Here is a 21,550-nt window from a genome sequence, read left to right on the forward strand (position 1 = left end):
TCCTTCACGCCGGCGACCGCGCCGGCGTTGCTTTTTTCAACGGAGATGCGTGTCGATGAGGTTGATTTCCCGCCTGCTGTTGTCCGTGCTGGTGCTGCTGCCGCTGGCAGCCTGCGCCGCTACCCCCGCCAATGCCCCGCTGGTCGAGGGCAAAGACTACGAGCGCATCGCCCAGCCGGGCCCGTTCCAGCCGCTGGCCGGCAAGATCGAGGTGGTCGAGGTCTTCGGCTACACCTGCCCGCATTGCGCCCACTTCGAACCGCAGCTGGAAGCCTGGGCGGCCAAGCTGCCGGCCGACGTGCGCTTCACCCCGGTCCCGGCTGCCTTCGGTGGCGCCTGGGATGCCTGGGCACTGGCCTACTACGCCGCCGACGAGGTCGGCGTGGCCAAGCGCAGCCACGCTGCCGTGTTCAAGGCCCTGCACGAGCAGGGATCGCTGCCGATGCAGAACGTCTCGGCCGATGAGCTCGCCACCTTCTACAAGGCGTATGGCGTGACCCCGGACCGTTACCTCCAGGCCCTGCGCGGCGACGCCGTACAGAAGAAGGTCGATGCCGCGCGCGCGTTCGCCCAGCGCACCAGGATCCCGGGGACCCCGGCGCTGATCATCAACGGCCAGTACCTGGTGCGTGGTAACAGCTTCGACGACCAGCTGCGCATCGCCTCGGCGCTGATCGCCCAGGCCCGCGCTGCCCGCGGCCGCTGAACCAACACCCACCACCGACACGGCGCTGTCGCCGCCGCATGTCATCATTTCCCTCTGGCCGGCGCCTGGCGCCGGCCCCACCATTCCAGATGCTGGAGACGTTTCCATGAAGATCCGTTACGCCCTCGCCCTCGCAGCGCTGCTGCCGATCCTGGCTGCCTGCAAGGCTGATGACGGCAGCACCAACACCACCGCGGCCCCGGCCGAACCGGCTGCAGCCCCGGCAGCCACCACCGAACCGGCTGCTGCGCCGGCGGCGGGCAGCGAAGGCGCCGCGCCGGCTGCCGCTGAAGGCGAGAAAGCCCCGGCCGAAGCGGCTCCGGCCACCGCACCGGCCCCGACCACCGCCGCACTGACCGGCCCGGCCCCGGTGGAAGGTGCCGACTACCAGGTGATCCCGAACGGCCAGCCGTTCCAGCCGGCCACCGGCAAGATCGAAGTGACCGAGATCTTCGGCTACGTCTGCCCGGCCTGCGCCGCATTCCAGCCGCTGGTCGGCCCGTGGAAGGCCGGCCTGCCGAGCGACGTGAACTTCGTCTACGTGCCGGCCATGTTCGGCGGCACCTGGGATGACTACGCCCGTGCCTTCTACGCCGCGCAGACCCTGGGCGTGCAGGAGAAGACCCACGAAGCGTTGTACGCCGCCATCCACTCGCAGAAGACCCTGAAGGGCGAGCGCGGCCGTGATTCGGTGGAAGACATCGCCAAGTTCTACGGTGCCTACGGCGTGGATCCGAAGCAGTTCGCCGCCACCATGGGCAGCTTCGCGGTGAATGCCAAGACCAACTCGGCCAAGCAGTTCGCGCAGCGCAGCCAGATCAGCGGCACCCCGTCGATCATCGTCAACGGCAAGTACCTGGTGAAGGGCAAGAGCTTCCCGGACATGCTGCGCATCGCCGACCACCTGATCGCCCGCGAACGCGGTGCGGCCCAGGCTCACTGATCCAAGAGAAGCGTTTCCCGGCCGTGAATTCCCCCCGTACACGGACCCTGCGCTTGCTGACGGCCAACATCCAGGCCGGCTCAAGTACCCGCCGCTACAGCGACTATGTGACCCGCAGCTGGTCACATGCGCTGCCGGCGGGTCGCAAGCGCAGCAGCCTTGACGCGATCGCCACCTTGGCGCGCGACCATGACATCGTCGGCCTGCAGGAGGCCGACCCGGGCAGCCTGCGCTCGGGCTTCACCAACCAGACCCACTATTTGGCCCAGCGCGCCGGCTTCAATTACTGGAGCCACCAGCCGAACCGGCGCATGGGTGGGGTCGCCTCCAGCGCCAACGGCCTGTTGAGCAAGCTGGAACCGGTTGAAGTGCAGGATCACGCCCTGCCCGGCCGCATCGGTGGGCGCGGCGTGCTGCTGGCCAAGTTCGGCGACGGCGCCGATGGCCTGGCGGTGGCGGTGGCCCATCTGTCGCTGGGCGCGGGATCGCGGATGTCGCAGCTGGGCTTCATCGCCGAGCTGTTGTCCGACCACCCCAACGCAGTACTGATGGGCGACTTCAACTGCCTGGCCGAGCGCCCGGAAATGCAGGTGCTGTACCAGAAGACCCGGCTGCAGCCCCCGGGCTGCATCGTGCCGACCTTCCCCAGCTGGCGCCCGGACCGCGCCATCGACCACATCCTGGTCAGCAGCGGCCTGCAGACCCGCACCGTGGAAGCCGTACCGGCCGCGTTCTCCGATCACCTCGCCCTGGCGATGCAGATCGACGTCCCGGCCGACGCCCTGCGCTGACTCGCCGTTACGGTAGGTGCGGACCGTTGGTCCGCACGCTCTGCGCCGGGCGCCGCCCCGCGCCCTCTAAATCGGGGCATAAACGACTTAATCCCCTCCGTCCCCTTTTTTTCAGGCGGTGACGGGTACCTTCAACCGCCGCGCGGTCATCGTGCTGCCCACCGAGGCCAACACCGTGCAGCCGATCGCCAGCCACTGCAGCCCGTGCAGGTGCTCGTGCAGCAACAGCATCGCCCACAGCGCGGCCACCGCCGGCTCCATGCTGATCAGGATGCCGAAGGTCTCCTTCGGCAGGCGCTTGAGCGCCATCATTTCCAGCGACATCGGGATCGCGCTGGACACCAGTGCCACCAGCAGGCCGGCCGCCAGGATCTTCGGATCGAGCAGCGCGGCACCGGCATGCACCACGCCCACCGGTACCACCACCAGCGAGGCCGCCAGCAGCCCCAGCGAGACCGAGTGCCCGGCATGCAGATGACCGGCACGCTTGCCGAACACGATGTACAGGCCCCAGCAGGCCGCAGCGCCCATCGCGTACAGCACGCCGGCCGGGTCCAGCGCGGGGCCACCGCCGATCGGCAGGAGCAACAGCAGCCCCACCGCCGCGCAGCCTACCCAGAGGAAATCGATCGGGCGTCGTGATGACAGCATCGCCACCGTCAGCGGCCCGGTGAACTCGATGGCCACCGCGATGCCGAAGGGAATCGTGCGCAGGGCCATGTAGAACAGCAGGTTCATCAGCCCCAGAGTGAGCCCGTAGCGCAGGATGGTGATCGCATCCACGCGGCTGGTCTTCCAGCGCCATGGCCGCCAGAACAGCAGCAGCAACAGCGCTGAAAAGCCCACGCGCAGCGCGCTGGTGCCCTGCGCACCGATCAGCGGGAACAGGTGTTTTGCGTAGGAAGTGCCGATGGCCAGCGAGGTGACCGAGCCGAGCACCGCCAGCGCCGGCAACATCGGCGCAAGTCGTGAGGTCTGCATCCGCAAAGTCTATTGCGTCGGCGCCGAGCACTTGGCTCAATTGACAGCCTGTTCGTGCAACTTCTGCTCGCCATGGCCATCGCTCCCGTGCTCGACAGTTTCGACCGCGCCATCCTCGACCTCCTGCAGCGGGACAACACCCTGCCGCAGCGCGAAATCGCTGAGTCCGTGCACCTGTCCACCCCGGCCGTGCAACGGCGCATCAAGCGCCTGCAGGACAGTGGCGTGATCGCGGCCAACGTGGCGGTGGTCGCCGCAGCCAAGATCGGTCGGCCGCTGACCATCATCGTCGAGGTGCGCGTGGTCAGCGAGCAGTGCGACCGCGTGGCGCCGTTCAGGCGCCGCGTGCAGGACGACCCTGCGGTGCAGCAGTGCTACTCCATCACCGGCGATGGCGATTTCCTGCTGCTGCTTTCGGCGGCGTCGATGGAAGAGTACGAGGCCATCACCGAGCGGTTGTTCGGCGGCGATGACAACATCGAGCGCTTCCGCACCTCGGTGGCGCTGGGCACGTTGAAGCGGAGTTTCGAGGTCCCGCTGGCACCGGTTCTGTAGCGTCGAGCCATGAATACACCGTCCTCCCACGCCCACCGCCTTCGCCGCTGGTTGCTGCGTGGCCTGTGGCTGGCCATTGCGCTCGTCGCGGCGATGACGCTGTGGAACAGCCCATGGGCGGTCGCACCGAAGATGCTGTGGGCGCTCTCGCGGATGCCGCCGGCCACGCAACTACCGGTGCCGGTGGACGGCGTGCGGCCACGCCAGATCGCCGATACCTTCGGCGCGCCACGTGGCCGTGACCGCTCCCACGCCGGCATCGACATCTTCGCCAAACGCGGCACCCCAGTGCGCAGCGCCACGGCCGGTGTCGTCGCGGATGTCAGCGAACGCGGGCTCGGCGGGCGTCAGGTCTGGGTGATCGGGCCTGGGCGCGAACGCTACTACTACGCGCATCTGGAGGACTGGGCCGACGGCCTGGCACGCGGCCAGGTGGTGCAACCCGGCGATCTGCTCGGCCATGTCGGCGACAGCGGCAACGCCAAGGGCACGCCGCCGCACCTGCACTGGGGCGTCTACGGCACCGACGGCGCGCGCGACCCGCTGCCATTGCTGCGCTGACTGCCACTGCGCACCCGCAGACCGATCTGTTCATGATTTGTAAATAGGAATAGTTCGTATTACCATTTCTTTCGTTTCCGGTGGTGCCAGGACGGCCTGCCCGTCCGTTTCCCACCCGTAGCGCCTCGCCTCTGGATGCCGGCCGGGCGCGCGTGCTCGTCCAGGACCCCCATGACCCGTTCCGTCTTCCGTACGCCGCAGCCACAACGGCTGTCCGTTGCCGTGCTCGCCGTTCTCTGCGCCGTGGCCCCGGCCGCCTTCGCCGAAACCGCCGCCGATCCGACCAACCTCGACAAGGTGGTGGTGAAGGGTGAACGCGCCGAAGGCTATTCGGTGCGCCGCACCTCGGCCGGTACCCGCTTCGACCTGGCCCCGCGCGAGATCCCGCAGTCGATCAGCATCATCAGCCACCAGCGCATCGAAGATCAGAACCTGGACGACATCATCGACGTGCTGGCCAACACCACCGGCGTGACCAGCACCCAGTCCGACAGCGAACGCACCGAGTTCTACGCACGCGGTTTCTACATCGATGCCTACCAGTTCGATGGCCTGCCGACGCAGATGGTGCAGAACTGGAGCTACGGTGATTCCGGCCTGGACCTGGCGCTGTACGACCGCGTGGAAGTGGTGCGTGGTGCCACCGGCCTGCTCAGTGGTGCCGGCAATCCGTCCGCGTCGGTGAACCTGATCCGCAAGCATGCCGACAGCGCCGAACTGAACGGCAGCGTCTCGGTGAACGTCGGCAACTGGGGCCGCACCCGCACCACCGTGGACGTGGGCAGTGCGCTGAACGCCAGCGGCACCGTGCGCGGCCGCGTGATCGGCAGCTACCTGGACACCGACGGCCAGATGGATCGCTACAACCAGCGCAAGACGCTGGGCTATGCGGTCATCGACGCCGACCTGACCCCGGACACCCAGCTGAGCGTGGGCTACGACTACCAGCAGAAGCGCGCCAACGGCGCGACCTGGGGCGGCTTCCCGATGCTGTACTCCGATGGCTCGCGCACCGGCTATGACGAATCGTTCAACGCCAGCCCGAACTGGACCTACTGGGACACCACCAGCAAGCGCGCGTTCGCCACCCTGCAGCACGCCTTCAGCAATGGCTGGAAGTTCAAGGTCGGTGCCACGCACGATGAGACCAAGGCCGACGACAAGCTGTTCTACCCGGCATACAACGACTGGACCACGGGCGCGTCGAACTTCGACAGAACCAACGGCACGGGCATCTCGCCTTCCGCGGGTTTCTACAACACCGAGCGCAAAGTCACCGGTGTTGATGGCTACGTTGACGGTCCGTTCCAGCTGTTCGGCCGCGAGCACCAGTTCATGGCCGGACTGAGCTACAACAAGCGCGACTATGCCAACTACGGCGACTACCAGGTCGGTGGCGCCGGCAAGACCTGGGACCCGTTCACCAGCTACCTGCACTGGACCGGCAACATCAGCGAGCCGAACTGGAACCCGCTGGCACTGGCCAGCCAGGGCACCATCACCCAGAAGGCCGGTTACGCCGCCGTACGCCTGTCACTGGCCGATCCGTTGAAGCTGATCATCGGCGCCCGCTACACCGACTGGAAGAGCGAAGGCGAGAACGACGACCGCGAACACAAGGTGACCACCCCGTACGCCGGCCTGGTGTATGACATCAACGACACCTACTCCGCGTACGCCAGCTACACCGAGATCTTCCAGCCGCAGACCGCCCGCGACCGCAACGACCGTTATCTCGACCCGGTCGACGGCAAGAGCTACGAGGTCGGCGTCAAGGGGGCTTGGTTCGACAACCGCCTGAATGCCTCGCTGGCGGTGTTCCGCATCGAGCAGGACAACGTCGCCCAGGTCACCAGCGAGCCGATCATCGGCCGCCCGGGTGAGTTCGCCTCGATCGCCGCACGCGGCACCGTCAGCCGTGGCTTCGAGTTCGAGGTGAACGGTGAACTGGCACCGGGCTGGAATGCCACCTTCGGCGCCTCGCGCTACGTGGCCAAGGACATCAACGACGCCGACATCAACACCAACCTGCCGCAGACCGCCCTGAAGCTTTTCACCAGCTACACCCCGCAGTCGCTGCAGGAACTGACCGTCGGTGGCGGTGCCAACTGGCAGAACCGCATCTACTACGCGGTGCCTGCCTACGGCCGCATCGAGCAGAGTGGCTATGCACTGGTCAGCGCCTTCGTGCGCTACCGCATCTCGCCGGAGTTCAGCGTGCAGGCCAACCTCAACAACCTGCTGGACAAGAAGTACCTGTCGCAGATCAACGGCTACGGTGCGTATGGCGATGGCCGCAACGGCTCGCTGACGTTCACCTGGTCGTTCTGATCCAACCGGCGTTGTAGCGTCGAGCCATGCTCGACTCGATCATCCAGGACAGTCGAGCATGGCTCGACGCTGCAACGGCGCCGGGCTGAGCCCGGCGCCGCTCTCACATCAGAACCGCAGATCCGCGCGCAGGTACCAGTAGCGGCCACGCGGGATGTCGTAGGTCGAAGCGTCGTAGCCGTTCAACGAGCACGACAGGCAGATCGGCGGATCCTTGTCGAACACGTTGTTCAGGCCGGCGGTCAGCTGCAACCCCTTCATCCAGTCGATCTTGTAGCCCACCTGCATGTCGTGGAAGGTGGTGGCCGACAGCGTGTTGGTGCCCGCTGCCTGGTTGCTGCACACCGGGAAGGCCGCGGCATCGCCACAGTTCTCGGTCAGCTCGGAGATGTGCCGCACCGTCCAGTTGGCGCTCCAGCGGTCCATCGTCCAGCCGATGCTGGCATTGCTGGTCCACTCCGGAATCGAGCTGTCGGCCACTTCCACGCCCGGCTTCTGCGGCTGCTTCTGCCCGGCCGCGCCGGTGGCCTCGTAACGGCCGACGAAGGTGTTCTTCCACGCCAGCTTGAACTGGCCGATGGAGGTCCGCGGCAGGGTCCAGAACAGATCCACGTCCCAGCCGTCGGTCTTGATCGACCCCAGGTTGGTCAGGCGGTTGTTGAAGCTGCTGACCGCACCGGTGCTGGCACGGGTGATGCCATCGCAGTAGATCGGGTCCAGCGTATCCACGCACAGGTCCAGCTGGGTCTGTGCGTTGATCGCCTGGATCGCACCATCGATGGCATGGCGGTAGAAGGTCACCTCCACATCGAAGCGCTCCGACCACGACGCATTGTTGCCGAACCACGGGCTCCACACGAAGCCGGCGCTGAAGCTGCGCGAGCGTTCCGGCTCCAGCTCGCGGTTGCCGCCGGTGGTCACCGAGATCTGCGAGTTGGCCTGCTGGAAGCCGGCCGGCACGCCCAGCGCGGCACAGTTGGCGGCGCTGCCACGTGGCGGAGTGCCGCCCAGACCCACCGAGCACGGGTCGAACAGCTGCAGGTCGGCACGCGCCGCCGAGCCGTACAGTTCACCGATCGACGGTGCGCGGAAGCCCTCGGCGTAGGTGGTGCGCAGCACGAAGTCATCGGTCACCTGCCAGCGCAGGCCGTACTTGGGCGTGAACTCGCCACCGAAGGTGGAGTAGTCCGAATAGCGGCCGGCCAGGCTCAGGTCCAGCTTCTTGCCGAACGAGGAATCGGCGAAGATCGGCACGCTCAACTCCAGGTAGGCCTCGTTGACGTCGTAGGAACCGGAGGTCGGCTGCGACGGCACGCCGTTGTAGTGGCCGATCACCGTCAGCGGATCGGGCTGGTAGGAGCCCTTGTACTTGCGGTACTCGAAGCCGGTGGCGAAGGATACCGGACCGGCCGGCAGCGAGAACAGCTCGCTGGACAGGTTGGCGGTGAACAGGCTCAGTTCGTTCTGGCTGCGGTCGCGCACCACCGGCTGGATCCACTTCAGCATGTCCGGGGTGATCGAACCGACGCCGCCGAAGATGTTCAACGGCACGCAGCCCGGCGTGGCCGCACAGACGGACGGATCGCCCAGCGCCATGTTCACCTTGTAGATGTCATAGCTGCCGTAGTTGGTCTGTTCGGCCTTGTTCTTGCTGTACATGCCGTTGACGTCCCAGTACCAGCTGCGGTCGGCGGCATGGAAATCACCGACCAGGCCGGTGGCGAAGTAAGTGGTGTCCACTTTCTGCTTGAACACGCGCGCACCGCCTTCCACCGGGCGACGACCGATCAGGCTCATGTTGTCGCCGGAAACCAGATCGAAGCCGAACGGGTTGTACGGATTCAGGCGCGAGACCACGATGTTGTCGGCCAGCGGATTGCCGGTGGCGCCATCGGGGCCGAAGAACAGCGGCTCCGGGCCGGCCTGGTTGGTCGACTCACGACGGTTGCCCAGTGCCTTGACGTACCACTGCACGTTGTCGGTGATGTCGAAGCGGAACTGACCGAACAGGCCTTTGCGCTCCGACGGCGTCAGCACCATGTTGTATTCGGCGAAGTTGAAGCGGTCGGCGGTGGTGAAGCAGTGGTAGTCATCCGTGCGGCTGCAGCCGGCGCTGCCGTCGTAACGCGGATTGCTCACGCCGGTATTGGGCACGATGTTCTGCACCGCACCGGTGTTCGGGTCGGTGAACATGAAACGGCCCTGCGGAATGCCACCGCTGCCGAACGCCAGGCCGGTGCCGGGAATCGGGAAGCGCGACTGCTCGCGGTCCTTGGCAAATACCGGATCCTGCTTGGTCCAGCTGGCGCCCAGGAACAGGCTGAAGCGGTCGCCACTCTTGCCCCAGGCCAGGTCCACGCCCTTCTGCGTGCCGTCGCCCTTGCTGTACTCGCCGTAGTTCAGCGTCACCTGCGCACCATCGAAGTCACGGCGGGTGATGATGTTGACCACGCCGGCAATGGCATCGGAGCCGTACAGCGACGACGCGCCATCTTCCAGCACCTCGATGCGCTCGACGATGGCCAGCGGAATGGTATTGAGATCGGTAGCCGAGCCGACGCCGGAGGCGGACGACTCATTGACCCAGCGGATGCCATCGACCAGCACCAGCACGCGCTTGGCCCCCAGGTGGCGCAGATCGACCTGCGCCGAGCCGGCACCCACGCCACTGCCATCGGGCGGGAAACCGAAGTTGCCGGACGAGTTGAACTTGGCGTTGAGCGCCGAACCGGAACCGGTGAGCTGCTGCAGCACTTCGCCGATCGAGGTCAGGCCGGTGCGTTCGATGTCACCGCGCGTCAATGTCTGGATCGGCACCTGGCCTTCGACTTCAGCGCGCTTGATGCGGGTACCGGTGACTTCCACCGCATCGAGGTTGGTGGTGGATTGCGCAGCGGCACCCAACGGTGCCAGAGCCGTCACGCACAGCGCAACGGCAACCGCCAACGGGCGGTGATGCAGGTGAATCATTCGCTCTCTCTCCAAAGGAATGTCGGGACTTGGACTGCCGCGCTCCCCCCTGCATGGCGGCAGCGTCTCCTTTGTAAACAAGTGGTAAAAACCAAGGCGTGATGATCGACACTATTTCACGCGGAATTGACGCAAATGACGGTCATTTGCGTCACATCGCTACACATGAAGACCGGACGATACTGTTCGCCGCGCGTCGTTGATGCCGGGTACGACAGCGGTTTCCCGGCTTTTCCGCAATTGGGCAAGTGCTCTTGCCGATCCGTCCAACGACAATGCGCCTGCGCCATCGGCAGCATGATGATCGCCGTTGCCGTCGGTCGACGGTGTCGATCAGATCGCTTTCGAGCTGGAACTCATACCAAGATGGTGAGTAACCCGTATGGAGGAGCTCCTGCAATGACGGACTGCAGATCGCCGGGATCACCGTGCGAACGTGAGGCACTCAATGGCTGCTCTTTCGGCTCCTGCCATCTCGATGACAGAGCCACATGCATCGACTAACTTTAATCTACGAAGCAAATTCAGACAACATTTAGGAATAGTTTGAAAACTGCCCGTCAAACGAATTTCCGAGGCCAACCAAGGTGAGACTGAGAGCCCCAGTCATTCTCATGAGGCTCAATTGTGAAAACAATCACCGTCATGATCCATGTCGCGATTGTCACGGCATTGCTTCTGTTCCCTGCAAGCGAATCGAGAGCGGGGGGCCTGATTGAATGCAACAACTGTGCCTCTCCCAAAGATGCAGCCCTGATGTCAGGCTCCGGGTTGGCGGTTGTAATGGACTTCGAAAAAGCCCGACTGAGCGCCTTCGAAGTTGAATATGATCGCGAGATCAGAAAGTGGCGCGCCCTTTCGACACCGGTTCCCGCACAGATTCAAATGGCTTTCCTACGGATTCTGGATGCGACGTCAGCCTTTCGAGGGCCACCTGAAGGGGCCCACGCGATGGCAGGAGGCGGATCAGTGGTCGTGCTGCATCCAGACAATCCTGGAAACTCCAATGGAGTGAGGTTCCCCGAGTCTTACAAGTCCTCCAATACCTTTGACATCGTCGCCTCAGCCACACTGCGAACCCGACTTGGCCAGTATCTAGCCACAGAACTGGCAGGAGCCAATACGGGAAGCCCAACCTGGAACAGCATTGCGCTCTCGATTCAACAAGCGGCCCTGAACTGGGCAGGCCTCAAAGGTGGCGGATCCATAACAATAATGATCACATGGCGTGACGGATCGAAGACGCTTTATCGAGTAACACCGGACAACGTTGCCGAAGCGAAGTATCAGAAGGGCGAAAGTCGCGACAGCACAGGCAACAAGGTTCCTGACGAATCCATCGCCGACCCGATCTCCGCCCCTTCGTACGCCGGACAATACTATTTCGGCCAGCATGGCGACCTGGACAACTGGGTCAGATCCGCACAGATGTATGGAGTCCCCGTCCAGCGCGGAAGCAGCAGCCGCATCTCGTGCAGTTGGGATGGTCGCACAGTCTACTGCCAGCAATACTGACACCCACATCCGCCGCTCATGTCGCAATCCCCCCATGAGCGGCGGTTTAGATAGCCCTACCGCACGAAAGCGATGCGCTCCATGCCAGTGGCTTCGGCCGCAGCCAATATCCGCGCCATGCCTTCGTACTCGGCCGCCGGATCGGTGGCGATGCGCAGCTCCGGCAGGTTGCCGGCATGTTCGCCCACCTGTGCCTGCAGGCGCGCCTGCAGATCGCCGATGGCCATCGGCTGGCCATTCCAGCTGAGCTGGTTGCCAGCGTCCAGGCTCAGCTCGATCGGCGGTGGCGGTTCGGGGCGATCGATCGTGCGATCGGTGGCCTGTGGCAGCTGCACGGCAATCGGCCGGGCCACGATCGGCGCGGTCACGATGAAGATGATCAACAGCACCAGCATCACATCCACCAGTGGCGTGACATTGATGTCCGCCAGCGGGCCGCTTCTTCCTGCGCTACTGAACGCCATGTGCCGCTCCGTGCAGCCGGGCCGTTCGCCCAAGGCCGACAGTACGTCGCCTTCCGTCACCTGCGGCAGTGGCCTGTACGGGTTCATTCAGCTGTCGTTGCCAACGCCCGGCGTGCACACAATGCGAAACTGAATTCAGCCAGCCCCCGCTATGCTGGGCGCCATGACCCGACGCTCCTCGACCACCCTGTCCCTGCTGCCCTTGGCCACCACGCTGCTGATCGGCTGCGCCAATGCCCAGTCCCTCGACGCCCAGAACGCGCAGCTGAAGGCCGCGATCGCTGCCGCCGAACGCGGCCAGTTCGATCCCGGCCAGGCCGCCGCACTCAGCCGCCATCCGGCTTACGGCTGGCTGGAGTACGCCAACCTGCGCCGCAACATCGACACCGTCGATACCGCGCAGGCGCAGGCCTTCCTCAAGCGCTATGACGGCCAGGCCGTGGCCAACACGTTCCGCAGCGTGTGGTTGCCCTCGGTCGCACGCCGCCAGGACTGGCCCACCCTGCTCGCCAACTGGGCGCCCACCGACAACGCAGGCCTGCGCTGCGCGCAGCTGACCGCGCGCCAGGTGACCGGCAAGGTCGATCCGCAGTGGATCAGCGAGGCGCAGGACCTGTGGCGCAAGAACGGCAAGTCGCTGCCAGACGGCTGTGACGCCGTTTTCGCCGTGCTGCAGGCACAGGGCGGACTGAGTGACGCATTGCGCTGGGAACGCATCGATGCCGCCGCCGACGCCCAGCAGCCGGCCGTGATGCGCAGCGCCGCACGTGGCCTGCCTGCCACCGACCTGGCGCTGGCCAACAATTACGCCGCCTTCGTCGACAAGCCCAATGCCAGCGCGTTGAACTGGCCGCGCAACGAGCGCAGCCGGCGCATCGCCACCGACGGCCTGGCCAAGCTGGCCAAGGCCGACCCGGCCGCCACCGAACAGCAGTTGCCGCAGTACGCCCAGGCGCTCGGCCTGAGTGCCGAGCAGCAGGGCCAGGTGCTGTACCAGATCGCGCTGTGGACGGTGGCTTCCTACCTGCCCGATTCGGCACGCCGCCTCAACGCAGTGCCGGAATCGGCGTATGACGAACGCCTGCACGAATGGCGCGTGCGCGAGGCGATGTCGCGCGGTGACTGGCCGGCGGCACTGACCGCGATCCGCAAGATGGCCAGCAAGCAGCGCAGCGACCCGCGCTGGCGCTACTTCGAAGGCCGCATGCTGGAGAAGACCGGCCAGGCCCAGCAGGCGCAGCCGTTGTTCCGCGATGCGGCGCGCGCACCGACCTTCCACGGTTTCCTGGCTGCCGACAAGCTGCAGCAGGGCTATACCCTGTGCCCCTGGAAGCCGAACGACAGCGCGCAGGCACAGGCGGTGATCGCGCGCGACCCGGCCATCCAGCGCGCGATGGCGCTGTACCAGATCGACCGCACCGGCTGGGCTGTGGCCGAATGGAACAGCGCGCTGTCGCGCTTCGATGATACCCAGCGCCGCCTCGCGGTACGCGTCGCGCAGGACAACGGCTGGTTCGACCGCGCCGTGTTCGCGCTCGGCAAGCAGCCGCAGGAACAGCGCCTGTACGACCTGCGCTTCCCGCTGCACCACGACGCCACCATCCGCCGCGAATCGGCACGCAACGCGATCGATCCGGCCTGGGTGGCGGCGGAAATCCGCGCCGAGAGCACGTTCACCCCGCGTGCGCGCTCGCCTGCAAACGCCATGGGCCTGATGCAGGTGCTGCCGGCCACCGGTGCCGGTGTGGCCAAGTCGATCGGCCTGACCGGCTACGGCGGCGCCGACAGCCTCTACGACCCGGACACCAACATCGCCATCGGCACCGCCTACCTGCGCCAGCTGATGAACAAGTACGACGGCCTGCCGTACGTGACCATCGCCGCCTACAACGCCGGCCCGACCCCGACCGCGCGCTGGCAGAGCCAGCGCCCGGGCTTTGACCCGGACCTGTGGATCGAGACCATCAGCTACAAGGAAACCCGCGAGTACGTGGCGCGCGTGCTGGCCTTCAGCGTGATCTACGACTGGCGCCTCAATGGTGATGCGCTGCCGCTGAGCGACCGCCTGATGGGCCGCCTGGTGGACAAGCGCAAGAACTTCAGCTGCGCCGCCAACGCCGAGCAGGGCGGGGATTGATCGCACTGCGGTAGTGCCGGCCGCTGGCCGGCATTCCCCGGTATCCACGCCCAGGAGTGAAACGATGAGCCTGCTGGCCTGGATCAGGCTGGCCGCTGTATCGGTAGTGCCGTCCGCTGGCCGGCAGCTTCGGGGTGACTGCCGTTGCCGGCCAGCGGCCGGCACTACCGGTGCATCTGCGCCGGGCATGCGATGATTCCAGCCATGAAGATCTATCTTGTCGGCGGCGCCGTACGTGACCGCCTGCTGCAGCGCCCCGCCGGCGACCACGACTGGGTGGTTGTTGGCGCCACGCCCGCGCAGATGGAAGCGCAGGGCTACACCGCGGTCGGCCGCGATTTCCCGGTATTCCTGCATCCAAAGACCGGTGAGGAGTACGCACTGGCGCGCACCGAACGCAAATCCGGCCGCGGCTATCGCGGATTTGTGGTCGATGCCGACCCGGGAGTGACGCTGGAAGAAGACCTGCAGCGCCGCGACTTCACCATCAATGCGATTGCCTGCGACGAAGACAGCGGGGCGCTGGTCGATCCTTACGGCGGCGTGCGTGATATCGAGCAGCGCGTGCTGCGCCATGTCGGCCCTGCGTTCGTGGAAGATCCGTTGCGCGTGCTGCGCGCGGCGCGCTTCATGGCGCGCTTCGCCCCGCTGGGCTTCACCGTTGCGCCGGAAACGATGGATCTGATGCGCGAGATCGCCGCCAGTGGCGAACTGGACGCGCTGGTGCCGGAACGCGTCTGGCAGGAACTGCGCAAGGCGCTGGTCAGTGAGCGGCCCTCCGCCTTCCTGCGCACGCTGCACGATGCACATGCACTGGGCCCGATCCTGCCCGAGCTGGAAGCGCTGTATGGCGTGCCGCAGCGTGCCGAATTCCACCCGGAAGTCGATACCGGCATCCACCAGGAAATGGTCAGCGACATGGCGGCGAAGCTGGCCCCCGGCGATGACCTGGTCGGCTTTGCCGCGCTTACCCACGATCTCGGCAAGGGCCTGACCCCGCCGGCGGAGTGGCCGCGCCACATCATGCACGAACAGCGCGGTATCAAACCCCTGAAGGCACTGTGCGCGCGGTTGAAGATTCCTGCCGAACACCAGCAGCTGGCTGAAGCGGTGTGCCGCGAGCATTTGAACGTGCACCGCATCGATGAACTGCGCGATGCCACCGTGCTGGAACTGCTGGGCCGCTGTGATGCGCTGCGCCGGCCGGAGCGCGTGGCCCGCATCGCACTGTGCTGCGAGGCCGACAAACGCGGCCGGCTCGGCTTCGAGGACGCCGACTACCCGCAGGGCGAAACGCTCAAGCGCCTGCACCAGGCGGCACTGTCAGTACAGGCGCGGGACCTGGATACCACCCATCTGAAGGGCCCGGCCATCGGTGAAGCGTTGGCCAAGGCGCGCGTAAAAGCCATCGCCGCCGCCCGCTGATCCGCAACCGCCGTGGCGGCCGCGCACCGACTCCCATGGGTAGTGCCGGCCGCTGGCCGGCAACCCTATATCGCTGGCTTCAATGCGCCATCCCGCGGGTGATCGCCGCGGCGCGCTGCTTCAGCTGGGCCACGGCATCGGGAATCATCTCCATGCCCACGTCCAGGCCGGGGTTCAGCACCAGGCCGACGCCGTCGCCGATCCCGGCCAGCAGCGCGTGCACCGCGATCGGCATGGCATGCGCGAACTGCGGCAGCTGCTCGTGCCACAGGCCCGCGCGCTCGGGCGCGGTGAACACCGCGAACATCGGCTCGCCGCTCTCGCTGGTCAGCACCAGCGGCGAGATGCTCTCGTCCCAGGCACCGTCTTCGCCGATGGCCTTGTCCAGCAGCACGAACGCCGTCGAGGTCAGCAGGCCATCGAGGAACTGCGATGCGGTCAGCGTGCCGTCCTGGGCCTGCAGAAGGCGCACCTCGAGGTCGTTGAGGGGTTCGAACGGGGTGTCGTGGTCCATGGTCGGTTCCGGTACGTGGTTGCAGGGCAGACTTTAACAGGCCCGCTCCTCAACCGAGGAATCCGTGCCGCCACAGCCAGCCCAGCGCGGCCAGCCCGGCCACGCCGACCAGCATCAACGGCAGGCCGAAGCGGTGCCGCCACGGGATCGGCACCCCGCCCAGCTGCTGGTCCATGGTCTCGGTATCCAGCACCCAGCCGTGCCCGCACCGGGTGCAGGCCAGCTCGTAGCGGCGCTGGTAGGTGAAACCGAACAGCAGGTCGATGCACGCCATCCTGTAGCGCAGCCGGGGCGCGAACTCGGTTTCCGTCTGGCAGCGCAGGCAATGGTGGGCTTCGGTTGGGCCGACCACCACCACCCGCTCCTGCTGGCCGATCAGGATCATGGATCAGCGGCCTGGCAGGCGGGTTGGGCCAGCAGCCAGGCTTGGGCGGCGGCCAAAGTGGCGGCATCACCCTCGATACGCTGGTCGGGCTCGATCTTCAAGCCATCACCACGATCATTGCGGTCGCGCATCACGGTGGTGGTCAGCAGCAGGCGACTGCCATCGGCAAGCGTCTGCACGACATTGCCAGTGGAGACACCCGCAGTGGGCTGACCGAAACTCCGCGTCTGCGGACGACCTCGCCACGCCAGCACCGAGGCCTCGCCCGAACTGCCGGTGCGCGGCCCGAACAGCACCGCCACCGGCGCGCCGGGCTGCCGCAGCACATAGCCGGACTGGCCGAAGTCCAGCACCGACTTGCCTGCACGCTGCACGGCGGTCGCGGTCAACGTCCAGCGCTCAGGCCCCTGTGCGGTTTCGAACGACCCCACATCTTCGTTGTTCACTACCGAGGTGCGCAGCAGCGGTGCCATGCCCAGCAGCATCGGCCACATGTTGCCACCGCTGTTGTCACGCAGGTCGACGATCCAGCCACAGCGCGCGCCGTCGTCCTTGCTGCGGATGACCTGCTGCCACCGCGCGGCACGCTGGATGTCCTGGCGGAATTTTTCCTGCGGCGTCGCGCCCGGCGTGGAGGCATAGCCCTCGATGACCACCCAGCCGATGCGCATATCCACCGCATCGGCCGCCTTGGCCCGGTCCACGGCGGCGGCGCCGGCCTGCTGCGCGCGCGCAAGGGATTCGCTCTGGCGCTGGGTCGTCGTCCATCCGCCATGATTGCCCGTGCTGACCGCAATGGCTTCGCGCAGAACGGCCAGCCGTTGCGCGGGGTCGCCCTGCGCCGATTGCAGGCGTACGCGGGTGGCGGCCCAGTCCACCCGATCGCGATACAGCGCCTGGCGTTCAAGCAGATTGAGGATCTCGGCCTGGGCCACCGGCGAGGGCACCTCGACCGCGCCTGGCGTATCGGCCATGGCGCCGGTCGCCAGCAACACGAGCATCAGCGCGCCGATGCGACGCACTCCCTTGCGAACCTGCATGCGACGTTTCCTTGTCGTTGAGTCAGGCGCGCAGCATAACCGGGGCATGATCACTTTCGCCATGCGCGAACTGTCGTATCTGGCCCGGTCGCGGGTTGCAGCAAGACGGCTTGCACGCGATCAGTAGATTGCAACTTTGCCCATGTCATCGCCAAGCACAACGCGCCAAGGTGGCCCCGTCGGCGCCTCCTGCGCTGGTCGGGATTGGCGTCCTGAATGAAGCTACCTGAAGTCGGGCTTGCGACCATGTCGTGGTCTCGAATACTGCACCGTCCGTCGTTCTGCGGTGGGCGGTGCGTGGGGATCCTTCCGATCCGCCGGCTTCGTTTCCTTTGGGTAGCTTCACCGGCACGCCAACCCGCACCGCCCGCCACCTTGCATCCCTGCAGGTGGCCCAGCCTTGTGAGGTTGCTGCCATGACCACGCTCCACCCCACCTATCCACGCCTGCATGTACTGCTCGGTGCCGCATGCCCGGCCTGCAGCTCTCCAATGCCGTAGCCGAGGCGTTGGAAGATGCGCTCACAGAAGCCCATGAACACGCTCCGCCGCCGGCCTTCTTCGCCCGGTTGTACGGCATCGCGCAAAGCCACGCCGCCGATGGTCAGGTCTGGCGCGAACGGCAGCTCAGCGAGGGGCGCGGTCGGGAACTGGCCGAGGCGACGCGTTGCCTGGCGGCGTTGTCTGCGTGCGGCGGGGTACTGCTGGCTGCACAGTCGGCGCGCGAGACGGACGATGCGCAGGCGCAGTGCGTGCGCACCGCTGCTGTAGAGCCGAGCCGTTGCTCGGCTGCGCGGAGGTCATGGCATCGGTGGGATTCGTGCCGACCAAGGTCGGCACCTACCAGAGCAGGTCATGGCAGTGGAAAGCATCGTGCCGACCAAGGTCGGCACCCACCAGAGCGGATCATGGCGTCGATTGGCCCTGTGTCGACCAAGGTCGGCACCTACCAGAGCGGGTCATGACACCCGTACCGCGCGCTACCAGTACGCGCGCAGGCCGATGTTGCCTTCGATGATGCGGCGCTTCTCGTTGCGGTCGCCACCCAGTTCACGGGTGTAGTCGGCCACCGCGTACGCACTGATGGTGCGGTTGAAGCGCCCGACCACACCGACGCCGGCCTCCAGTGTACGCGAGCGCTGCGAATTGATGATCGTGTCGTTGTCGAAGCCGGCGCGGTCTTCGCCGGAACAGCCATGCCAGTAGTTGAGCTTGAAGTACGGCTGCCAGCCGTTGTCGGCCAGCTGATAGTCGCCGGCAAGGCGCAGGCCGACGCGGCCGGTCCAGGCGTTGTCGTTGTCGAAGCGTACGCTCGACACCTCATCGCGGCGGTCGTCCAGCGAGGTGCGTTGCCAGATCACCTGCACCTGCGGTTCCAGCCACCATGCGGACTGACCGAAGTGCAGCAGCGGTTTGCCCGCCTCCACCGACACGCTGGTGCCATCACCCTTGATCCCGAAGCCGAGCCCGCGCGAGGAACGTACGCGGCCGTCGTAGCGGCTCTGCATCGCCACGGCGTCGATGTAGCCGCCACTGCTGCCGGTGAAGGTCCAGTACAGGCCCACGTGCTTGTCGTCCAGGCGGTTCTGGCCTACCTGCACGTTCTCCCAGCCCAGTGCCAGGCCGGTGGTCTTGCCTTGCGCGCGGGTGCGGCCGACGAACACGCCGATCTGGTTGCGGTGGTTGTCAGAAGCAGCAGCCCACACGTCGAGGCCGGCCTGCAGGCCCATCACATCGCCATCGAAGCCGGGCTGCGAATCGCCCTTCCAGTGGATCTCGCTGCTCTGGCCCACCAGACGGCCCCAGGCGGTGCGGAACGCACCCTGGCTGTACAGCAGGCGCTGCTCGCCCTGCCGCTCGTGGAAGGTACCCAGGCTGGCCAGCGAGGTCTCGCGCAGCAGCGGCGGCACCACGGCATAGGCAGCAGTCTCCACGCGGTACAGCGGCACCACCGCGCCTTCGGCGGGGCGTGCGCCCGGCGTCGGCGGCGCACCGGTTCCGGGCAGCGCACCGCCGGCCACCGGCACGTCCGGTACCGCTGGATCACTGGGCGGCGCCACAGGCGCCGGTTCCGGTGGCGGCGGCGGTGGTGCGGTCTCGCCGGCTGTCAGGTCTGGATCGGGGGCGCCTTCGGGCGGCGGCGGCGGTGCCGGGGTGATCGGTGGCGGTGGTGCGACGGGTGGCGTCGGCGGCGGCGGCACGCCATTGATACCGCTTCCGTTTGGCGCTGGTGCCGGGCCGGCCACCAGGGTCGAGCGCAGGTACCAGTTCTCGCTGGTACCGGCACTGACACCCCCCTTGAACAGGAAGTACTCGTAGGCGCCGGCCGCCACCGGCGCGAACAGCGAAAACGCGCCCGGCGCGGTGCGGCCACCATTCAAGGCCTGCACCACCAGGATGCCATCGGCCAACGTGGCAGCGCCGCTGCCGCCGGCATTGAGCACGCCGATGCCGGTCGTGCCGGTGACGGCACCACCATCGATCACCGGGCGGTCGCTGGTTGAATTATCCGCCCCCAGAACGGTGCGCAGGTACAGACCACCACCGTCACCGCGGTAGTTGCCACGCACGGTGAACACGTCGCCGGCGCCAGTACCGGTCAGGTCGATGCGCCCGGCATTGACCATCTCCACCAGTGCACCACTGTTGAACGGACGGACGGCATGGCTGCCACTGCCCGCGTAGACGGTGCTGGTGTCATCCACCGTGAGCGTGCCGGTGCCGGTTCCGCTGTCGCCCAGCACCAGATCGCCATCAAAGGTCAGCTCGGTGCTGTTGGCCAGGCTGATCGCCTCCCAGTTCTGGAAGCGGCCCACGCCCGTGGTCTTGACGTTGTTGAAGTTGAGCTGGTCGATGCCACTGCCGCCGTCGAACAGCGGCACCGCACCGAGGTTGCCCTGGTTGAGGCTGCTGAGGTTGGCCACATCGTTGTCCGGCCCCATGTCGATCGCGCCGTAGACGATGCCACCGCCACTCCAGTTGAAGGTGTCGCTGCCGGTACTGAGCAGCACCTGCCCGCGCACGGTGCCGTCGGTGATGGTCACGCTGTCGTTGCCGCCACTGACACTGATGTTGCCGCCGATGTAGGCCGTGCCCGAGATGATGATGGTATCGGTGTCGAAGCCGGTCACCACGTTGCCGTCAACCGTACCGCCAGACTGGTCCCACAGGTTCTTGTCCAGCTTCATGTTGACGCGGCCGATGCGGCCAGCGGTCATCCAGGCCTGGTCGCCATCCTCGAACGCGCCGATGATGCGGCCACCGCTCATGCGGAAGGTATCGATGTTGTCGCCCTGCTGCAGCGCGCCGATGGTGCCGCCACTCATGATGAAATCATCGCGGCCACTGCCCTGCGCCACCACGCCGGTGACGGCGCCGCCGGTGACGGTCATCTGGTCATCGCCGCCGCCCTGGTCGACGCTGTCGATCGTGCCATCGCTGAGCAGCAGCACATCATTGCCATCGCCCTGCAGGACGCCGCCGGTGATGCTGCCGCTCTGCATCTCGAGGCGATCATTGCCCGCATCGAACTGTACGCCGGTGCGCCCGCTGATCGCTCCTCGATTGACCAGCACGCTGTCGCCCGCACCGACGAACTGCAGGGCGGTGTTGTTGCCGGTGCTGATGCTGCCGGTGTTGTCGACGCGGCTGCCACCCCAAGCTGCACGGTTACACCGCCGACCGAACTGATCGCGCCCTGGTTTGACAGCAGGTGACCACCGGCGCCGACCAGCGCGATGGCCGATCCACCACCACTCTGCTGCAGCTGTGCACCGGCGGCGACATTGACGGTGATGCCGGCCGCACCATTTGCGGTAACGGGAGTGGTCTGCGGATTCGGCGCGTTGGTATCACAGGTGACCGTCTGGCCGGCAGTCGGTGCCGGGCTGTTGCAGCCGGCCCAGGCAACGCTGGCGGTCGTCAGAAGCAGGGAGGGAACGGCGAGGGCCTGCAACACGGAAACAGCAAGGCGGCGCGGACGGAACGCACGCGGAACGGCACGGTACATGGGGCACTCCTGGGCGGGCAATCAGGAACTGCGTATGTGCGGCACGGCGCTTGCAGTCTGCCGTGTGGTGAACCATTTCGATAGGTGAACTTGCGTGCGGGAAATCACAGTTCAGATGTGAAATCGCCCAGCCCTCACGCCGATGTGATGTGGCTGAAATCGTTCATTTTTTCCGGCATCCGGAATCACGCGCAAAGCATCCATGCATGGCGTGGATCTACTGA

General features: G+C 66.3%; 15 protein-coding genes and 1 pseudogene. 9 read left to right on the plus strand and 7 right to left on the minus strand.

Annotated features, from left to right (window positions below; genetic code table 11):
• The first annotated feature begins 55 nt into the window (after nucleotides 1–55).
• From AC5P9P_RS13440 to AC5P9P_RS13450, 3 genes are all read left to right on the plus strand, one after another.
• Nucleotides 56–706 (plus strand): thiol:disulfide interchange protein DsbA/DsbL, encoded by a 651-nt coding sequence (locus AC5P9P_RS13440; RefSeq protein WP_005411024.1) that lies wholly within the window; start codon nucleotides 56–58, stop codon nucleotides 704–706.
• 106 nt (nucleotides 707–812) lie between these two features.
• A complete protein-coding gene (locus AC5P9P_RS13445; RefSeq protein ID WP_005414471.1) occupies nucleotides 813–1,649 on the plus strand; it encodes a thiol:disulfide interchange protein DsbA/DsbL in 837 nt (278 codons plus the stop codon).
• 53 nt (nucleotides 1,650–1,702) lie between these two features.
• On the plus strand, nucleotides 1,703–2,440 hold the full coding sequence (locus AC5P9P_RS13450; RefSeq protein ID WP_005411026.1) for an endonuclease/exonuclease/phosphatase family protein: 738 nt from the start codon (nucleotides 1,703–1,705) through the stop codon (nucleotides 2,438–2,440).
• A 111-nt stretch (nucleotides 2,441–2,551) separates the two neighbouring features.
• On the opposite strand, the gene AC5P9P_RS13455 is transcribed toward AC5P9P_RS13450, so the two are convergent.
• Nucleotides 2,552–3,421, minus strand: a complete 870-nt coding sequence (locus tag AC5P9P_RS13455; RefSeq protein ID WP_033835229.1) for an EamA family transporter — start codon at nucleotides 3,419–3,421, stop codon at nucleotides 2,552–2,554.
• A 72-nt stretch (nucleotides 3,422–3,493) separates the two neighbouring features.
• Between AC5P9P_RS13455 and AC5P9P_RS13460 the strand changes: the two genes are divergently transcribed.
• The 3 genes from AC5P9P_RS13460 (at nucleotide 3,494) to fhuE (ending at nucleotide 6,868) form a co-directional block, all read left to right on the plus strand.
• On the plus strand, nucleotides 3,494–3,976 hold the full coding sequence (locus AC5P9P_RS13460; protein WP_033835230.1) for an Lrp/AsnC family transcriptional regulator: 483 nt from the start codon (nucleotides 3,494–3,496) through the stop codon (nucleotides 3,974–3,976).
• A 9-nt stretch (nucleotides 3,977–3,985) separates the two neighbouring features.
• A complete protein-coding gene (locus AC5P9P_RS13465; protein ID WP_033835231.1) occupies nucleotides 3,986–4,537 on the plus strand; it encodes a M23 family metallopeptidase in 552 nt (183 codons plus the stop codon).
• Nucleotides 4,538–4,708: 171 nt separating this feature from the next.
• Nucleotides 4,709–6,868, plus strand: coding sequence for a ferric-rhodotorulic acid/ferric-coprogen receptor FhuE (gene fhuE, locus AC5P9P_RS13470; protein WP_033835232.1), 2,160 nt, complete (start codon nucleotides 4,709–4,711; stop codon nucleotides 6,866–6,868).
• A 108-nt stretch (nucleotides 6,869–6,976) separates the two neighbouring features.
• On the opposite strand, the gene AC5P9P_RS13475 is transcribed toward fhuE, so the two are convergent.
• Entirely contained in the window at nucleotides 6,977–9,838 is a 2,862-nt protein-coding gene (locus tag AC5P9P_RS13475; RefSeq protein WP_111108677.1) for a TonB-dependent receptor plug domain-containing protein, read from the minus strand.
• Nucleotides 9,839–10,465: 627 nt separating this feature from the next.
• Here AC5P9P_RS13475 and AC5P9P_RS13480 point away from each other — a divergent pair.
• Complete coding sequence (locus tag AC5P9P_RS13480) at nucleotides 10,466–11,353, plus strand: hypothetical protein (protein ID WP_141097836.1); 888 nt, start codon at nucleotides 10,466–10,468, stop codon at nucleotides 11,351–11,353.
• 56 nt (nucleotides 11,354–11,409) lie between these two features.
• Here the strand turns inward: AC5P9P_RS13480 and AC5P9P_RS13485 are convergent, their stop codons facing one another.
• On the minus strand, nucleotides 11,410–11,817 hold the full coding sequence (locus AC5P9P_RS13485; protein ID WP_049402432.1) for an ExbD/TolR family protein: 408 nt from the start codon (nucleotides 11,815–11,817) through the stop codon (nucleotides 11,410–11,412).
• Between the two features lie 151 nt (nucleotides 11,818–11,968).
• Here AC5P9P_RS13485 and AC5P9P_RS13490 point away from each other — a divergent pair, with 151 nt between their 5' ends.
• Both AC5P9P_RS13490 and AC5P9P_RS13495 read left to right on the plus strand, forming a co-directional pair.
• Nucleotides 11,969–13,954 (plus strand): transglycosylase SLT domain-containing protein, encoded by a 1,986-nt coding sequence (locus AC5P9P_RS13490; RefSeq protein ID WP_049432109.1) that lies wholly within the window; start codon nucleotides 11,969–11,971, stop codon nucleotides 13,952–13,954.
• A gap of 204 nt (nucleotides 13,955–14,158) precedes the next feature.
• Nucleotides 14,159–15,379 (plus strand): multifunctional CCA addition/repair protein, encoded by a 1,221-nt coding sequence (locus AC5P9P_RS13495; RefSeq protein ID WP_033835235.1) that lies wholly within the window; start codon nucleotides 14,159–14,161, stop codon nucleotides 15,377–15,379.
• Nucleotides 15,380–15,458: 79 nt separating this feature from the next.
• On the opposite strand, the gene AC5P9P_RS13500 is transcribed toward AC5P9P_RS13495, so the two are convergent.
• The 4 genes and pseudogenes from AC5P9P_RS13500 to AC5P9P_RS13515 all read right to left on the minus strand — a co-directional run bounded on the left by AC5P9P_RS13500 (nucleotide 15,459) and on the right by AC5P9P_RS13515 (nucleotide 21,326).
• The gene (locus tag AC5P9P_RS13500) at nucleotides 15,459–15,893 is read right to left on the minus strand and encodes an SseB family protein (RefSeq protein ID WP_005411035.1); all 435 of its coding nucleotides are present in this window, start codon (nucleotides 15,891–15,893) and stop codon (nucleotides 15,459–15,461) included.
• A gap of 49 nt (nucleotides 15,894–15,942) precedes the next feature.
• Entirely contained in the window at nucleotides 15,943–16,278 is a 336-nt protein-coding gene (locus tag AC5P9P_RS13505) for a hypothetical protein (protein WP_033835236.1), read from the minus strand.
• Entirely contained in the window at nucleotides 16,275–17,318 is a 1,044-nt protein-coding gene (locus tag AC5P9P_RS13510; protein WP_033835237.1) for a S41 family peptidase, read from the minus strand. Before AC5P9P_RS13510 ends, AC5P9P_RS13505 begins: the two co-directional genes overlap by 4 nt.
• 979 nt (nucleotides 17,319–18,297) lie before the next feature.
• A pseudogene (locus AC5P9P_RS13515) lies at nucleotides 18,298–21,326 on the minus strand (autotransporter family protein).
• Between the last annotated feature and the right edge of the window lie 224 nt (nucleotides 21,327–21,550).

The organism is Stenotrophomonas sp. YJH_SMC_14-1 (genome assembly GCF_059372275.1).

Excerpts from the sequence above, each read along its gene's own strand:
- AC5P9P_RS13440 (WP_005411024.1), top strand. The coding sequence starts at position 56 with ATGAGGTTGATTTCCCGCCTGCTGTTGTCCGTGCTGGTGCTGCTGCCG.
- AC5P9P_RS13445 (WP_005414471.1), top strand. The coding sequence starts at position 813 with ATGAAGATCCGTTACGCCCTCGCCCTCGCAGCGCTGCTGCCGATCCTG.
- AC5P9P_RS13455 (WP_033835229.1), bottom strand. The coding sequence starts at position 3,421 with ATGCAGACCTCACGACTTGCGCCGATGTTGCCGGCGCTGGCGGTGCTC.
- AC5P9P_RS13460 (WP_033835230.1), top strand. The coding sequence starts at position 3,494 with ATGGCCATCGCTCCCGTGCTCGACAGTTTCGACCGCGCCATCCTCGAC.
- AC5P9P_RS13465 (WP_033835231.1), top strand. The coding sequence starts at position 3,986 with ATGAATACACCGTCCTCCCACGCCCACCGCCTTCGCCGCTGGTTGCTG.
- fhuE (WP_033835232.1), top strand. The coding sequence starts at position 4,709 with ATGACCCGTTCCGTCTTCCGTACGCCGCAGCCACAACGGCTGTCCGTT.
- AC5P9P_RS13475 (WP_111108677.1), bottom strand. The coding sequence starts at position 9,838 with ATGATTCACCTGCATCACCGCCCGTTGGCGGTTGCCGTTGCGCTGTGC.
- AC5P9P_RS13485 (WP_049402432.1), bottom strand. The coding sequence starts at position 11,817 with ATGGCGTTCAGTAGCGCAGGAAGAAGCGGCCCGCTGGCGGACATCAAT.
- AC5P9P_RS13490 (WP_049432109.1), top strand. The coding sequence starts at position 11,969 with ATGCTGGGCGCCATGACCCGACGCTCCTCGACCACCCTGTCCCTGCTG.
- AC5P9P_RS13495 (WP_033835235.1), top strand. The coding sequence starts at position 14,159 with ATGAAGATCTATCTTGTCGGCGGCGCCGTACGTGACCGCCTGCTGCAG.
- AC5P9P_RS13500 (WP_005411035.1), bottom strand. The coding sequence starts at position 15,893 with ATGGACCACGACACCCCGTTCGAACCCCTCAACGACCTCGAGGTGCGC.
- AC5P9P_RS13505 (WP_033835236.1), bottom strand. The coding sequence starts at position 16,278 with ATGATCCTGATCGGCCAGCAGGAGCGGGTGGTGGTGGTCGGCCCAACC.
- AC5P9P_RS13510 (WP_033835237.1), bottom strand. The coding sequence starts at position 17,318 with ATGCAGGTTCGCAAGGGAGTGCGTCGCATCGGCGCGCTGATGCTCGTG.